This is a genomic window from Methylophaga lonarensis MPL (assembly GCF_000349205.1).
Lineage (GTDB): Bacteria > Pseudomonadota > Gammaproteobacteria > Nitrosococcales > Methylophagaceae > Methylophaga > Methylophaga lonarensis.
On record NZ_APHR01000009.1, the window covers coordinates 34,598 to 49,287 of the forward strand.

The 14,690-nt window shown below is 50.4% G+C and carries 12 protein-coding genes and 1 pseudogene; 4 read left to right on the plus strand and 9 right to left on the minus strand.

The window, feature by feature from the left end; all coding sequences use genetic code 11:
- The first annotated feature begins 50 nt into the window (after positions 1–50).
- The 4 genes from MPL1_RS01975 to MPL1_RS01990 all read left to right on the plus strand — a co-directional run bounded on the left by MPL1_RS01975 (position 51) and on the right by MPL1_RS01990 (position 4,477).
- Positions 51–1,508: a sensor histidine kinase gene (locus tag MPL1_RS01975; RefSeq protein WP_040576768.1), complete on the plus strand. Its 1,458-nt coding sequence runs from the start codon at positions 51–53 to the stop codon at positions 1,506–1,508.
- Positions 1,501–2,928, plus strand: a complete 1,428-nt coding sequence (locus MPL1_RS01980; protein ID WP_009725455.1) for a sigma-54-dependent transcriptional regulator — start codon at positions 1,501–1,503, stop codon at positions 2,926–2,928. The genes MPL1_RS01975 and MPL1_RS01980 overlap by 8 nt, the downstream gene beginning before the upstream one ends.
- Before the next feature lie 108 nt (positions 2,929–3,036).
- A complete protein-coding gene (locus MPL1_RS01985) occupies positions 3,037–3,468 on the plus strand; it encodes a hypothetical protein (RefSeq protein ID WP_009725456.1) in 432 nt (143 codons plus the stop codon).
- 85 nt (positions 3,469–3,553) lie between these two features.
- Complete coding sequence (locus MPL1_RS01990) at positions 3,554–4,477, plus strand: alpha/beta hydrolase (protein WP_009725457.1); 924 nt, start codon at positions 3,554–3,556, stop codon at positions 4,475–4,477.
- On the opposite strand, the gene MPL1_RS01995 is transcribed toward MPL1_RS01990, so the two are convergent.
- The 9 genes and pseudogenes from MPL1_RS01995 to MPL1_RS02035 all read right to left on the minus strand — a co-directional run.
- On the minus strand, positions 4,414–5,391 hold the full coding sequence (locus tag MPL1_RS01995) for an NAD(P)/FAD-dependent oxidoreductase (RefSeq protein WP_009725458.1): 978 nt from the start codon (positions 5,389–5,391) through the stop codon (positions 4,414–4,416). The two genes, MPL1_RS01990 and MPL1_RS01995, sit on opposite strands and share 64 nt — an antisense overlap.
- An 87-nt stretch (positions 5,392–5,478) precedes the next feature.
- Positions 5,479–7,647, minus strand: coding sequence for an EAL domain-containing protein (locus MPL1_RS13180; protein ID WP_009725459.1), 2,169 nt, complete (start codon positions 7,645–7,647; stop codon positions 5,479–5,481).
- Between the two features lie 2 nt (positions 7,648–7,649).
- A complete protein-coding gene (locus tag MPL1_RS02005) occupies positions 7,650–10,625 on the minus strand; it encodes a hybrid sensor histidine kinase/response regulator (protein WP_009725460.1) in 2,976 nt (991 codons plus the stop codon).
- Between the two features lie 33 nt (positions 10,626–10,658).
- A complete protein-coding gene (locus MPL1_RS02010) occupies positions 10,659–11,237 on the minus strand; it encodes a 5-formyltetrahydrofolate cyclo-ligase (protein ID WP_009725461.1) in 579 nt (192 codons plus the stop codon).
- Positions 11,237–11,668 carry an RrF2 family transcriptional regulator gene (locus tag MPL1_RS02015; protein ID WP_009725462.1) on the minus strand — a complete coding sequence of 144 codons (432 nt, stop codon included), beginning with the start codon at positions 11,666–11,668 and terminating at the stop codon, positions 11,237–11,239. The genes MPL1_RS02010 and MPL1_RS02015 overlap by 1 nt, the downstream gene beginning before the upstream one ends.
- A 261-nt stretch (positions 11,669–11,929) precedes the next feature.
- Positions 11,930–13,261, minus strand: a complete 1,332-nt coding sequence (locus MPL1_RS02020; protein ID WP_009725463.1) for a sensor histidine kinase — start codon at positions 13,259–13,261, stop codon at positions 11,930–11,932.
- Positions 13,258–13,782, minus strand: a complete 525-nt coding sequence (locus MPL1_RS02025) for a response regulator transcription factor (RefSeq protein ID WP_456085315.1) — start codon at positions 13,780–13,782, stop codon at positions 13,258–13,260. The genes MPL1_RS02020 and MPL1_RS02025 overlap by 4 nt, the downstream gene beginning before the upstream one ends.
- A 145-nt stretch (positions 13,783–13,927) precedes the next feature.
- A complete protein-coding gene (locus tag MPL1_RS02030; protein WP_051056968.1) occupies positions 13,928–14,254 on the minus strand; it encodes a PepSY domain-containing protein in 327 nt (108 codons plus the stop codon).
- 85 nt (positions 14,255–14,339) lie between these two features.
- Positions 14,340–14,690: pseudogene (locus MPL1_RS02035) on the minus strand (hypothetical protein); the annotation flags it as partial.

Sequence of the window (14,690 nt, forward strand, 5' to 3'; positions counted from 1 at the left end):
CCTAAATGTGTGTCACTTTGGCACATGTGTCATAAATATCGAGTGATTTGATGAAGCTATCAAAGATGTTAAGCAGCCTGCGCACCGTGCTGATGCTTCAGGTGGCCTTACCGGTGTTGGCAATGTTGGGATTGATACTGGCGATTGCGCTGACGCTGGTCGGAAATTTCATGGAAGAGCGAATGCAGCGTGATTTGCAGCTAGTGGCAAGAACCATACATTTGCCGGTATCACAGGCATTAGAACGTAAAGATCTGGAACAGCTGCAAAACAGCATGGCATCGGTATTCGGTATGACCGAAGTTTATGGTGCCTATCTGTTTGATGCCGAGGGTCAAAGGTTGAGTAGTTTTGGCGCAGTCAATCCGACCCAGCAACAAGCCAGTCGTGCCCTAGAGCTCATTTCAGAAGGCGAGTTTGCCCAGTACGAGCGGATTCGCGGTCGTAATGTTTATTCTTTTTTCATGCCCCTGTTTGATAACACAGGCCAACCCAGTGGTTTGCTACAAGTTACCCGCTTGCGCAGTGATATAGAAAAGGGTCTACAGCAGTTGAGATTGTGGGCATGGGGCGGTTTTTTGGTGATCGCTTGTTTGATCATGCTGGTGCTGATGCTGACACATCAAAGAGCTATCGGCCGACCTTTGAGTCGTCTGTTGAGCAGTATTCAACAAGTTCGCGAGGGTGACTGGCGACATCGCGCAGCTTTGCAGGGACCGAGTGAAGTGCGTGAACTGGCAACCGGGCTGAATGGCATGTTGGATGCAATTGCACTGGCAGAACAACGTGAAGCCGAACAGCGCAGTGCCCGCACTGAAATGGCTGAGCGGCTTCGGCAAACAGAAACACTGGCCGCGCTGGGCCAATTATCGGCAGGTGTTGCTCATGAGCTGGGCGCACCCTTGAGTGTTGTCGATGGTCGGGCAAGTCGTTTGCTCAGAGTGCATCAAGATTCCGCCAGTCAGCGAGAGTTGAATGAAATTCGTGCTCAATCATCAAGAATGACGGCGATTATCGAGCAGCTTTTGAGTTATGGCCGAAGTTCCAGAGCGCGAAAGCGGCAACTGCAGGTTGCTGCGTTAATTGCCAGAGCACAAGCCTTACTGCCTGAACATGCACAGTCCCTTGAACTGAGTCAGGGCGAAAATTGTGTGATTGAAGGCGACTCCCTGAGTCTGGAGCAAGCGCTGGTTAACCTGTTGCGTAATGCTTTTCAGGCCTGTCCTGATGGACCGGTTTCATTGGGTTGGCGAGTGGATCGACAACAAAAAAGCGTCACCATCCATGTTGATGATGGCGGTCCTGGCATCACTGAGGAAATGGCCGCTCAGGTGTTTGAACCTTTTGTTACCAGTAAAGCGCCGGGCGAGGGGAGCGGACTGGGTCTGGCGATTGTTCGAAGGGTGATGCGTGAACATGACGGAGAAGTCTGTCTTGCTGAAAGCCAGTTGGGCGGGGCGCGTTTTGAATTGATTTTGCCGCTGAAAGAGGTGCAGGAAAATGATTAAAAAAGCGGTTCCGATTCTGGTGGTTGAGGATGATGAGGCGTTGGCACGGCTGATCTCGGATGAACTTGAAGCCGAGGGCTGGCAGGTGACTTTGGTGACGAATCTTGAAGCTGCAAGGCAGGTGTTGTTTCAGGAGATGCCTGAAGTGATTGTGACAGACTTGCGCTTACCGGATGGTAACGGCATGCAACTGCTGGAGGAAGTGGTCCAGCATGCGCCTGAAGACAGCCGACCAGGCATGATTGTGATTACCGCCTTTGGCAGTGTTCGACAGGCGGTTGAAGCATTGCAGGCTGGAGCCGATGATTTTCTTACCAAGCCGCTGGATCTTGATCACTTCTTGCTGGCGGTGCGCCGTGTCTATGAGCACCGCTGTCTGAAAGATGAACTGCAGCAATTTCGCAGACTGAGTCAAGCTCAAGGCTTTCATGGCATTTACGGTCAAAGCCGCTTGATGCGTCAGTTGTTTGACCAAATCAAGGTGATTGCCAGGGCACAGGGTCCCGTGTTGATCAACGGTGAAAGCGGTACAGGCAAGGAATTGGTCGCCAAGGCGGTTCATGCCGAAAGTGAGCGAAATCAAGGGCCTTTTTTGGCGGTGAATTGTGCCGGTATTCCACAAGAGCTATTGGAAAGTGAGTTTTTTGGTCATGCCGCAGGCTCATTTACCGGTGCTCGCAAGGCGCGCAAGGGATTATTACAACAAGCCCACGGCGGCACCTTATTGCTGGATGAAATTGCTGAAATGCCGATGGCATTACAGGCCAAGCTGCTTCGAGCCTTACAGGATGGTTCTATCAGGCCGGTCGGGCAAGATACTGAAGAACAAGTCGATGTCAGGATCATTGCCGCAACCCATCGTGACTTGAAGCAAAAAGTTGCCGAAGGAAGTTTCCGCGAGGATCTGTTTTACCGGCTTGAGACCTTTACGCTGACAGTGCCTGCCTTGAGAGCACGTCAGGAAGACACCGAATTGCTGGCGCAGCAGTTCTTGCAGCAACTGGCAGTGGCACAAGGTAAGTCGATTAAAGGTTTCAGTGAGGCGGCGCTGGACGTGATTCGGGGCTATAGTTTTCCCGGTAATGTACGCGAATTGCAGAATATTGTTGAACGTGCGGTCACATTCTGTGAACAAGCCTGGGTACAGGTGTCACATTTGCCAGAACGATTGTCGAATGCCGCGATAAGTAACCCTGTCGAAACGATCAACGCAACAAGCTTTGATGAGCATGATCTGCTGGCAGGACCGGTGTTGCCAACGCTTGATGAGTTGCAGCGAAGATATGTCAATAAAGTGTTGGAAGAAGTGGGCGGAAATAAACGCCGTGCAGCGGCCTTGCTTGGGATCGGCCGACGTACTTTATATCGCTGGCTGGATGAAACACCATCTGAAGAATCCGCTTCTGTCAGCGAACCCTGATGCCCAAAAGCGATGGCAGCCTGTGAAAATGCTGAATATCAGGAATTTTGTCCCTTTGGCCTCGCTGGCATCTGCGACATAGTAAAAATCATCTCGAGGAGGTGATAGATGGAACGAGAGCGGGTTGAAGATACCTACCAGAAACTGATGGAGGTTGCCGAGGATATTTCCTTATGTTCACGCAACTATAATGATGAGTTGATAGGAATCGATTATTACAAACAGCTTGGTGTATTGAGCAATGAACAGCTCCAAACGCTGGTGAAGGCCTGGCATCATCGCTGGCAGACCTGCAAAAAAGAAAAGCTCGCATCGCAGTTCATGGTTGTTCAGGTGTTGGGCTTGATATCCTTTGCCATGTGGATTGCCTGGCTCAGCGGTGGATGGTTTGGCGCCATCGCCAGTATCGCCGGCGTCGTCGGCATGATGAAAATGATCGAAGATGATCGTGTCAGAAAAGCCAAACGTAATCTTGCTGATGCAGAACGTGTTTACCGCACGCTTGCCAGCCGTGCCAAGGCTAAACCGTCCAGCAACTGACCGGCACTCACTTCATTTTCACAACGGCACTGGAACAATCTGGCACAGACTGTTCCCGCATTCCAGCTCAAGCCGATGAAATCATATGCCAACTGTTCGACTTAAATCTTTGACCGCTGCTTTAGGCAGCCTGTTGCTGACGGCCTGTTCACCTATCAATGCGCTCAATGCAATGGTGCCCAGTCATCACTATAGCGTTCAGACAGATATTGCCTATGGCAAACATCATCGACAGCAACTGGATGTTTATCAGCCTGAGGCTGCCGCGAAAGCACTGCCTGTTGTGGTGTTTTTCTACGGAGGCAGCTGGTCTGCTGGCAACAGGCAGGATTACAAATTTGTCGCCGAGGCCCTGGTTTCAGAACAAATGCTGGTGGTAGTGCCAGACTACCGAGTCTATCCAGAGGTGGGGTTTCCGGTATTTGTTGAGGATGCCGCTGCTGCGGTCGCCTGGGTCATTAACAATATCGCTGACTTCGGTGGTGATGCTGATCAGGTCTTTGTGGCTGGACATTCTGCAGGGGCGCATATTGCAGCGCTAGTATCGCTGGACAATCGTTATCTGGCTCAACATCAACTCCAGCCCACGCAGCTCAGCGGCATGATCGGCCTTGCCGGGCCGTACGATTTTTTGCCATTGACCAGTGCCAAGCTCAAGCGGATCTTTGCTGATGAGCAGGATCAGTGGCAGAGCCAACCGATTAACTTTGTTGATGCCGGTCACCCGCCGATGCTACTGATGGTGGGGGGCAGAGACAGAACCGTCTTGCCGCGAAACAGCCACCGCCTAGCTGACAGAATTACACAGGGTGGTGGTGACGCAACCTTAATGGAGTTCGAGCGATATGGCCATGTGGCTATGGTGGCAAAGCTGGCCAAACCGTTTCGTGGCAGTGGCGAACTACTGCAGCCAATGGCGGACTTTGTTCATCAACGACCACTGACTTATCCTCGCAATGCCGATGCCAATCGATCGGCGCTGCCAAAGGCGGCTTCAACGCGGCCATGATGACACCAGTCTCCACAGGCTGCCAGTTGTAACTGTCGATCCAGATAGACGTTAGCCTGTGACTGCTTGCAGATATTGGCATAGCGCCAGCGATGCAGCTGCTGATGTTGGGCATGACTGACCGGTTGCCCGGTAACACGTTCAATTTCGGCCAGCATGTGCGACATCACTGCATCATCCGACCAGTCCATATGCTCGTTTGCCCATTGATTGGTGGCCTGCACCAGCAAGGTAAAGCGTTCGGGCCGGCCGGGTTTGCTGCTGTTCACCGACATCCAGCTGATATCAGCCTGCCTGACCAGAGCTGCATCGAAAGGCAGTGTTAGCGGCTCATCAAAACCGAGCATCAGGGCATAACAACCCAGCATTTCAATACTCGAAACAGCTGGGTGGTGGCAAAAATCTTTTGGCAATAGTGCCGCTGATTGTTGAGCAGGTAAACACACCAGCACCCAATCAAAGCTTCCGTAGCGCTGGTTCTTTTCGTCTTTTAAAAACCAGCCATCGGCGTGGCGCTGAAGAGACGTAATTTGGCACTCAGTGGTGATATTCAACCCTTTGGCCATTTCGGCTGCCAAAACATTCATGCCGGGTACCGCGACATAATGAGGAAACTCTGCATCCCATTGACGCTGATGCATGATCTGTGCGCCTTCATACTCAACAAAGCGAGCGTCCCAGCGTTGCAGGCAGGCATTATCGAGCAGGGGCTGAACAAAGGTTCTAAATCGATTGGTCCGAATAGTAAAAAACTGAGCGCCGTGATCAAAACTCATGTCTGGATGTTCGCGTGTCGCCAGTCGCCCTCCCGGACGCCACGACTTTTCAAACAGACTGATCTCAGCAAAGTCACAGAGCTGATGTGCCAGTGTCAGTCCACTGAGTCCGGCACCAATGATGGCAATTGAAGGCATGATTCCCTGGGTTCCATATCGATAACTTTGCAGTCTGACCGAATTTTTGCAGAGGGGTTGCCTGATGCAAAGCAAATGTGTGCAGGCTTAATGGGGCTTGTCTGTACTGGATTGTCGTTTATTGCGATACATGGCTTCATCAGCCACGGCATAGAGTTGCTGGAGCGAGTATTCACTGTCGGTTTCAGCGCTTGCTAGTCCATAACTGTATGATAGGTGAAGCTCTGGATTGACCTTGTCATTGTAGGCTTGAACAGTCGATTGAAGTCTCTGCATGATGGCGGGGATATCCGCTGCATCCTGATTGATTAACATTACAACAAATTCATCGCCGCCAATTCTAGCGATAAGGTCGCTGTCACGAAAAGTCATGCTCAGCGTTCTGGCAAACTGGATCAGCGCATCATCGCCTGCCTGATGGCCTTGACGATCATTGATTTGTTTGAAGTTATCCAGATCAATGTAAACCAGTGAAGTGACCATCTGCTGACGTTGGCACAGTTGAAGCACATGGCCCGCTCGTCCCTCAAAGCCACGACGATTGAGCAAACCGGTCAGGTGATCCTCACTGAGCAGCTGATTCGTAGCAATTTCTTCCTCAACCATAGTGGCCAGTTCTTGCAGCGTATCGGCTTCCCGCTGTGTGAATTTTCGGTTCACATGATCAATCAGGCACAAGGTACCGAGTTTTTCGCCGGTAGGCGCTGCCACGGGGTATCCGGCATAAAAACGGATAAACGGAGGGCCGGTCACCAATGGATTGTCGGCAAAGCGTGAATCGCGGGAAGCATCTTCGACCAGAAACAACCCATCCTGTTCGATGGCGTAGCTGCAGAATGCGACTTCACGTGAAGTTTCGCAGACGGTCAGTCCAGTTTTGGATTTGAACCATTGGCGGTTTTCATCCACCAGGCTTATTAGAGTGATTGGAACTTTAAACAAACGCTTTGCCAGACGAGTGATACGATCGAAGCGTTCTTCAGCTGGAGTATCGAGCAGTTTTGAGCCTTTAAGTGCCTGTAAGCGTTGTTTTTCAATCTCTTGATGACGCTGTTGCAACCAGTCAATAAAGGTATCGCCCTGGGCAGGTCGGCCAAGCATATAACCTTGCGCATGGTCACAGTTAAGCTCCTGAAGAAATTGCAGTGTCTGCATATCTTCGATGCCTTCAGCTGTTGCCTGAAGCCCAAGGCTGTGAGCAAGTTCAATAATAGCTTTGATGACCAGCCGCGATTCACGCGAGGTGTGCGCGGTCATCACAAATGATTTGTCTATTTTGACTTCCGAGAACGGCATTCGTACCAGTTGCACCATGGATGAAAAGCCGGTGCCAAAATCATCAATGGATAAGTGAAAACCTCTCATACGCAGGCGAGTCAGCATGTCCAGGGAAGCGACTGGGTCATCCATGGCACCGGTCTCAGTCAGTTCAAGCATGATTTGGTGACTATCAAGACCATTGTTGCTGCACAGTTCGTGGATATGTTCGAACAGTTCAGCGTTGAGCAATGATCGGGCAGAGATATTGACGGAAAGATGCAGATCATTGCTGGTGGGCAGATTGTGGTACCCAGCAATCTGCTGCAGGAATTGATTGAACCAGGGTAGCGCCTGCTCAAAGACCAGGATGGTTAATGAGTCAATGAGTCCCTGCGCTTCAGCCATACCAATAAACAGGTCGGGCGGGATCAAGCCCTTTTCCGGATGCTCCCAGCGAGCCAGCGCTTCAAAGCCTGTTAATTTACCGCCATGACACTCTATTTTGGGTTGATAAACGACACTGATATTGCCCTGGTGGATAGCCGTTCTCAAGTCATCCTCATTGACGCTACGTACGGCCCGTGGCTGTAGATCTGCGGAACGTGTATTTCTGAAAGCCGCCTTGAAGTCGATATTGACCAGCTCTCTAAAGCGTCGTGGATTAAAAGGTTTCGGCAGAGTTCCAAGAATATTTAAGCCATGCTCAGACGCTGACCGTGCTGCGGCTTCGAGTATGCGATGGCCGACGCCGCTGGTAATGATGACGCCTGCACTTGTCTTGCGATTTGCCAGCTCGACCAGGACTTCGACACCATCCATATCGGGCATGATCAGATCGACAGCAATGTGTGACGGCTGCCAGTGTTCTAGTTTTTGAAAAAAGTCTACTGAAGTCTGACAGATACAGGTTTTCATTCCGGCAAATTCAGCGATATTGCTGATGGTTTTGCCGGTGAGCTCATCATCATCAAGAATAAGTAACCGTTGTTCTGACATGCTCAGCCTTGGCTATCTGTTACTGAAGTAAGTAGCTCTGACACTGTACCTAGCAGAGTATCTCTTGAATAGGGTTTTTTGAGCATTCGATAGTGGCTGAAACTACTCAGTTCCGCTCCAACAGAAGTGTTGTTGAATCCGGTAGTCAGCAAAACCGGCAAGTCCGGTCTTGTTTGCTGGAGGGTTTGCACCAACTGTAAACCATTTATTTGGCCGGGCATTTGCAAGTCGGTGAACACCAGCTCAATATCTGAATGGCTCTTGAGCAGTTGCAGCGCCTCGGTGGCATCAGCCGTGCTAATGACCTTATGTCCAGCGGATTCCAGTTGGTGACTGGCAAAATTTCTGACCATCGAATCATCTTCTACTAACAAAATCACTGCTCTCGATGCATTAACCGTCATTTTGTCGCTGACAGCAGTAGTCGGCAGATACCTGGCACGGGGCAGATAAAGTTTGAAAACACTGCCTTGGCCGGGACTTGATTGCACACTGATATGACCACCGGATTGACGAACAAAGCCGTAAACCATGCTAAGCCCGAGTCCTGTTCCCTCACCCACAGCCTTGGTGGTGAAGAAAGGTTCAAAAATTTTATCGATATGTTTTTTATCTATGCCTTGTCCGGTATCTGATACCGAGAGACAGACATAATCTCCTGGAGTCAGAGCCGGTAAAGTGCGGTGGTTGTCTGAGTGCCGCTGGATGTTTTCGGTGGCAATTGACAGTTGCCCTCCCCCTGGCATAGCGGCCCGAGCATTCAGGCACAGATTGAGCAAGCTACTCTCGAGTTGTACCGGATCAATCATCACCGGCCAGGTCTGCTCAGGAAGTTCCAGTTTGAGTGAAACTGTCGAACCTATTGAGCTGCGGAGTAGATCGGCGCTGTGTTGAACCAGTTGTCTGATGTCGGTTGATTGGGGTGATAATGGTTGTTTACGGGCATAGGCAAGCAGGCTTTGCGTCAGTTTGGCACCACGGTCTGCGGCTTGGGCAATAAGTTTCACCATCTCATGCAATTGCGGCTGTTGGTCCAATAGCTCCAGCAACACCTCGCTATTACCGCTGACGACGGTCAGCAGATTGTTGAAATCGTGGGCAATGCCACCAGTGAGTTGGCCAATTGCTTCCATGCGCTGGCTTTGAAACAGTTGCTGTTGTAGCTGAACTTCCTCAGTAATATCCCGTTCCACTGAGACCCAATGAGTAGGCACGCCATCAGCATCAATGATTGGCACAATGTTCAGCTCAAGCATCAACTCGCGCTTGTCTTTGGTGTAATCGGTCAGGCGAGCGCGAACCGGCTGCCAGTTTTCCAGCGCATGGCGAATACGATCCAATTCAGCCCGCTCAGTTTTGGGGCCTTGCAGTAACCGAGGACTTTGACCTATGACCTCGCGATGGCTAAAACCTGTGATTCGTTCGAATGCTTCATTAACAAAAATAATTTCGGGGCCAGGAGGATCGATGGATGTGGCTTTGGTGATCATCACGATATCGTTGAGTTGAGAGATAGCGCTACGTAATAGCTTCAACTCTTCCTGTTCTTGTCGCTGCCGAGTGATATTTCGCAAGTAGACGGTCAGGCCTTCAGCAGAAGGATAGGTTTTGATGGCCAGCCATAGTTGGGCACTGGGGAGAAACGCTTCAAATTCTTCAACGCTTTGCTCAGCCAGTGTTCGATTGAACGCTGGCAGAAACGCCTCATCGTCAATCATACAGTCTTGCCAGCGAACATTTTTTAGCAAGGCTTTTTTGGGATGACCAAGCATGCTGGCGGCCTGCTCATTGACATAAGCGAACCTGAGCTCATGATCCAGACTGAAAAATCCATCTGTAATGCTCTCAAGTGTGTTTTGCAGTTGCCGTGCCAGTGCTTCGGAATGTTGCTGGAGTTTTTTGATGGCATCAATGTCCATCGCTGAACCAAACCACTTAACGATATTGCCATCACTGTCCCGCGACGGGTTAGCCTTGACCTGGTGCCAGATATAACGGCCGTCCTCGTTGCGCAGCCGAAATTCAGTGGCATAGGGGGTGCCGGTTGTCAGTGAATACTGCCAGCGCTCTGCTGTGGCTTGCTGGTCTTCCGGTGCGAGAAATGTCAGCCAGTTATCCAGAATGAACTCAGTATCCTTACCCGTCAGGCGTGACACGGTGTTTGAAACATAATCCAGTGAACCATCTGGTGTGGCGGTCCAGACAAATACCTGGAAGTTATCCAGCAGGTAATGCAGTCGATTTTCAGCTTCATCTGCAATAATTTCTGCAGTGCGTGATGAGCTGATATCCAGCAAGGTGCCGTGTACTGATCCTGATTCCGCTACATCAAGTTGAGCGGCAAGGCGCAGCCATTTGTTGGTACCGTCTTTGGTGGTCAGCAAAAGTTCCACATCAAAACGGTCTTGTTGTAAAAGGCAATCAGCAAGCGCTTGTTCGAGTCTGATCTGACTTTGATTGCAAAACAGTTGGGTGAAGTGTTTAAAACTGAGTTGAGGGCTGTCGCACTCCAGGATCGACATGGCCAGCGTGTTCAGTTCAAACATTTGATCTTGAGGGTTGAATTGCCAGTAACCCAGGTGGGCCAGTTCTTGTGCCTGCTGTAATTGCTGTTGTTGACGGAGCAACTGCTGACGTCGTTTCATGGCCTGACGGCACAGCATAAACACGGCAACCAGGGCGATTGAGGACAGGATACGATTGCCAATGATGTAGATCATCGAAGCGTTGGTTTGAGCATCCACTGGCAGCGCGACAAAGGCTGTCCATATCAACAACAGTGCACTGTAAAAGCAGATGTCGAGTTGCCAGAAATGTTGGCTTCGGGCTGCCAGCAGCAGTATTGGGCTGTACAAAATGCCATGTGCAAAGCCCAGTGGAGTCAGCATGTCTGTGACAAAAACGCCCAGCACCAGCAACATACTCAGCATCAGAAAGCTGTGTTCAGTACCTTGGAGAGCAGTCCTTCGTTGGATCATAGGCCATTTCCTGTTGCTCTGTCGGGCGCTGTGTTACTGACGAAAGTCTCGTAAACCGGCCTCGGTAATAATTATATCCAGCCGAATATCATGCGGCTGTGGGTGAATACTGTCCAGAAAACTACTTTCAATTCCCAGACCGATACTCAGCGGTTTGGGCTGACGACTTGCCAGTGTCCGATCATAAAATCCACCGCCATAACCCAGGCGATAGCCTGCGGCATCAAAGCCAACCAAGGGAATGAGCAGCACATCGGGTTCTATGATGTCGCCAGATTTCGGGATGGGAATATCCCACGGGCCATTTTCCATCGGGCTATCCGGTGTCCAGAGCCTGAATATCAGGGCTTGATGGGCGGTTTGAATCACCGGCAGTGCCGTTTTCCAGCCAAGTTCACTGCATTTGGCAACAAAATCACGGCAATCCGGCTCTGCACGAATGGGCCAGTAAAACCCCAGTGTGCTTACCGGCAAACCGGCAAACACGTCTGATAGTGTTTTGTGGCAGTTTCGTTGCCAGGCTTGTCGTTGTGGCAGGCTCAATTGCTGGCGGACACGAATCAGCTGTTCACGTTGTTGTTGCCGCCATGCTTTGACGAGCTCAAGGGTCATCAGCTGACCTTCATCAATTCCCGGAGCTTGTTTCTGTTGGTGACAAGATCGGTCAAATGATATTGATCCAGCACTTCAAGAAAAGCGGTTTGAGCCTTTCCCAGCGCGTGTTTAAGAACACAGGCGGGCGTAATCGGGCAACTGGCAGGTTCAGAAAAACAGCTCAGCAGTTGCAGGTTTTCAGTTTTACGGATCAGCGCACCGATATTGATCTCGTGACTGGGTTTAGCCAGGGACAGGCCGCCTCCTCTACCACGCTGACTTTTTACATACCCCTGCTGGACCAGCATTTGAACGACCTTGGCAAGGTGATTGGCTGAGATATTGTAGCGTTCAGCAGCCTCGTGAATCGTGGCTGTTTGTTCACCATCCTTGATTGCCAGATATACCAACAGACGCAACGCATAGTCAGTGTGTGTGGTTAGTTGCATAAAGATAGCCTGTGAATTGTATGGACATAGTATTCGCTTTTAATCGAACCTGTAAATCGTGTTGGTTCGGTTATCGCTATAGCGGGATCTGTGTCTTGATTGTCGGGAGATGCTCAACAGCGCTGTTGAGCCAGCCAGCAGAGATAACTGGATCAAACTTTAACCATGGTAACTTTCGTTTTACGGCCACAATGGACTGACCGCTTATGATGTCAGGAATTCCCATGATTCCTGACAATCGTCGAACGGCTTTTCCATCGCCTAGCGGCTGTATCGCTCCGGAAGTCTGACAATGACTTTCAAGCCCCCCATCGCTGAGGCATCAAACAGCAACACACCATCGTAACTATCTACTATGTCATAGACAATCGCCAGCCCCAAACCGCTGCCGGGGCGTGTTTCATCGGCCCTGAAGCCGCGACGAGTGATGGAATGAAGATGTTCAGCAGAGCATCCGGCGCCGTCGTCTTCAATAATGAACTGCACACCTTTGTCAGCGGTAATGGTTATTTTTACTTCTTGTTCACACCATTTGCAGGCGTTATCCAGAAGATTGCCCAGCATTTCCAGTAGATCTTCTCTGTCACCATAGAACTTTGCTTCGCTGGCAATCGTGATATGAAACTGAATGGCCTTTTCCAGATAGAGTTGACGCAATGTTTCGGTCAACTCTGTCAGCTCCTGCCTTAGTGCGACACGCTGTCCCGGTAATGGTGCCCCCAGCAGTCGCGCACGTTTTAATTCACGCTCGATAATTTGTCCAATCGCGCTACTGGCATTGTAGATGGTATCCTGCAGTTCCCGATTGACGCGTATTTCTGGGCGATCAGCGATTTGATTGATCAAGGCCAATCTGGTTTTAAGGGCATGAGCCAGATTGCCCAGTGCCTCGCGGGAGCGACGATTCTTGCGGGTCAGACTGTGCAAAAGCTGATTCAGCTCGCTGATCATTGGCTGAATTTCATCGGGAGCATCGGTACTGATCTGGTCGATTTCGCCTCGCTCAAGCCGAGTCAAATCTTCCTGAACGCTGCCAAGCGGTTGCAATGCATTACGCACCAACCACCATTGAATTAACAGTAAAAGTAACAACCCTACCGCAGACAATAATGAGAACTGGAGCTGAAACTGTGATAGTTGTGCTTGAAGAGCACTAGTATCTTCGGCGATGGCGATAGTCAATTGCTGACCTTGTTTGCGAAAGCCCATGGTTAGTGTCAGCAGTCTCTGTTCCTCCGGGCCAGTTGTGTAGTGGTTAATGCGCTCACCCGGTCTCAGCAGATTCAGACTGAAATTGTGGTCCCACAGAGAACGTGACTGCTGGCATTGAAGATTTGCGCAAACGGTGTAGTAATGACCGGAAAAAGGCGTCATGTAGACGCTACTCATACGCCGCGGATCCAGTTTCATTTCACCACTGGCATCAATTTCGATGCTGGCCAGAAGGCTTTCTGCTTCACGCTGCATTCGATCCAGCAACTGATCTTCATTCATCTGACCAACGAAGTAGCTGATCAGCGCCCATTGTATGAATAGTAAGACTGCAATGGTGGCAGTCAGACCGAAAGACAATCGATGCTTCAATGAAGTCACTCTATGTCCTCGACCAAAACATAGCCCTGACCTCGGCGTGTCTGTATAAGCGTCGCGCCAATTTTGTGGCGTAACCGGTTGATATAGACTTCAATCACGTTGCTGTCGCGATCAGCGTCGTACTCATAGACATGTTCTGTCAGGGTTTGTTTGGAAACAATCTGTCCTGGATGCATCATCAGATAGCGTAACAGTTTGAACTCGGTTGCGGTGAGTTCCTCTTCGCTTTGATCTGGCAGCGTAACGCGTTGGGTATCTTCATTGAGTAACAGGCCACTGCATTGCAGTGGACCAGTGTTGAGACCGACAGCACGTTTTAGCACTGCATTGATTCTTGCCAATAACTCTTCAATTTGAAAAGGTTTGGCGAGATAGTCATCTGCACCCGCTTTGAAGCCACTGACTTTTTCTTCCCAGCTGCTGCGAGCGGTCAGAATGATCACCGGCAGACGATTCCCCCGTTGCCGCCAGTTTCGCAGGACTTCAATACCAGCTCTTTCCGGCAGGCCCAAGTCCAGCACAGCAAGATCATAGGCTCAATATCGCCCAACGCTTCGGCATCGACTCCATCAGCGCTCAGGTCAACGGCGTAACCAGCTTCCGTAAGTGAAGTCTGCAGTGCAGGTCCGAGATGTGGATCATCTTCAACCAGCAGGATTCTCATAATCAGTCATCCAGTTCGATTTTGAGGATTTCAGCGGTGGCGGCATCCAGTTCAATTTCCCAGACCAGGCCGTCATCATCAAGTATTTCAACTTCATAGATGTAGCGGCCTTTCTCGAACTCCAGCTCGGTTTCAATGATGATGCCAGTTTTGACTTCACGTACGACTTCAATGATGCGTTCCAGTGGCAGAATTTTACCCGAGAGGCGGAGTTCGCGGGCGGCACGATGGTCGATATCGGCCAGTGCCAGTGTTCCAGGCATGGCCATCATTAATCCTGTGCTGAGCAGGATAATGCTCAAACATCGACCACATTTTAATTTTGACATGAGTGCCTCACGAAGCTCTGGTCAGGTCTTGACCACGCTATCAGTATACAAAGGCAAGCTTAACTGAAAATGAACTTTTTGCCGGTCAGGATTCTTGCTTGAAACGTTCGATCATGTCTGCCAATTGATGAGATTGTCTCGACAACGCCAGTGCCGCGTCATTGGCCTGACTTGCACCTGAGATGGCATGACCTGCTCGATCACTGATGTGAACAATATTTCTGTTGATGTCTTCACTGACTGCGCTCTGTTCCTCAACAGCGGTCGCAATTTGTGTGTTGAGATCATTAATGCCACTGATCTGTTCGGCGATATGTTGCAGCGCTTCAATGGCGGCGGAGACGTTATGCTGACTCTCGGTTGTGGTTGCTGACTTTGTTCCATCACTCTGACGGCGCTGGTGACTGCCTTGATTGAGATTTTCTATCAAGTGTTG

Excerpts from the sequence above, each read along its gene's own strand:
- MPL1_RS01975 (WP_040576768.1), top strand. The coding sequence starts at position 51 with ATGAAGCTATCAAAGATGTTAAGCAGCCTGCGCACCGTGCTGATGCTT.
- MPL1_RS01980 (WP_009725455.1), top strand. The coding sequence starts at position 1,501 with ATGATTAAAAAAGCGGTTCCGATTCTGGTGGTTGAGGATGATGAGGCG.
- MPL1_RS01985 (WP_009725456.1), top strand. The coding sequence starts at position 3,037 with ATGGAACGAGAGCGGGTTGAAGATACCTACCAGAAACTGATGGAGGTT.
- MPL1_RS01990 (WP_009725457.1), top strand. The coding sequence starts at position 3,554 with ATGCCAACTGTTCGACTTAAATCTTTGACCGCTGCTTTAGGCAGCCTG.
- MPL1_RS01995 (WP_009725458.1), bottom strand. The coding sequence starts at position 5,391 with ATGCCTTCAATTGCCATCATTGGTGCCGGACTCAGTGGACTGACACTG.
- MPL1_RS13180 (WP_009725459.1), bottom strand. The coding sequence starts at position 7,647 with ATGTCAGAACAACGGTTACTTATTCTTGATGATGATGAGCTCACCGGC.
- MPL1_RS02005 (WP_009725460.1), bottom strand. The coding sequence starts at position 10,625 with ATGATCCAACGAAGGACTGCTCTCCAAGGTACTGAACACAGCTTTCTG.
- MPL1_RS02010 (WP_009725461.1), bottom strand. The coding sequence starts at position 11,237 with ATGACCCTTGAGCTCGTCAAAGCATGGCGGCAACAACAACGTGAACAG.
- MPL1_RS02015 (WP_009725462.1), bottom strand. The coding sequence starts at position 11,668 with ATGCAACTAACCACACACACTGACTATGCGTTGCGTCTGTTGGTATAT.
- MPL1_RS02030 (WP_051056968.1), bottom strand. The coding sequence starts at position 14,254 with ATGTCAAAATTAAAATGTGGTCGATGTTTGAGCATTATCCTGCTCAGC.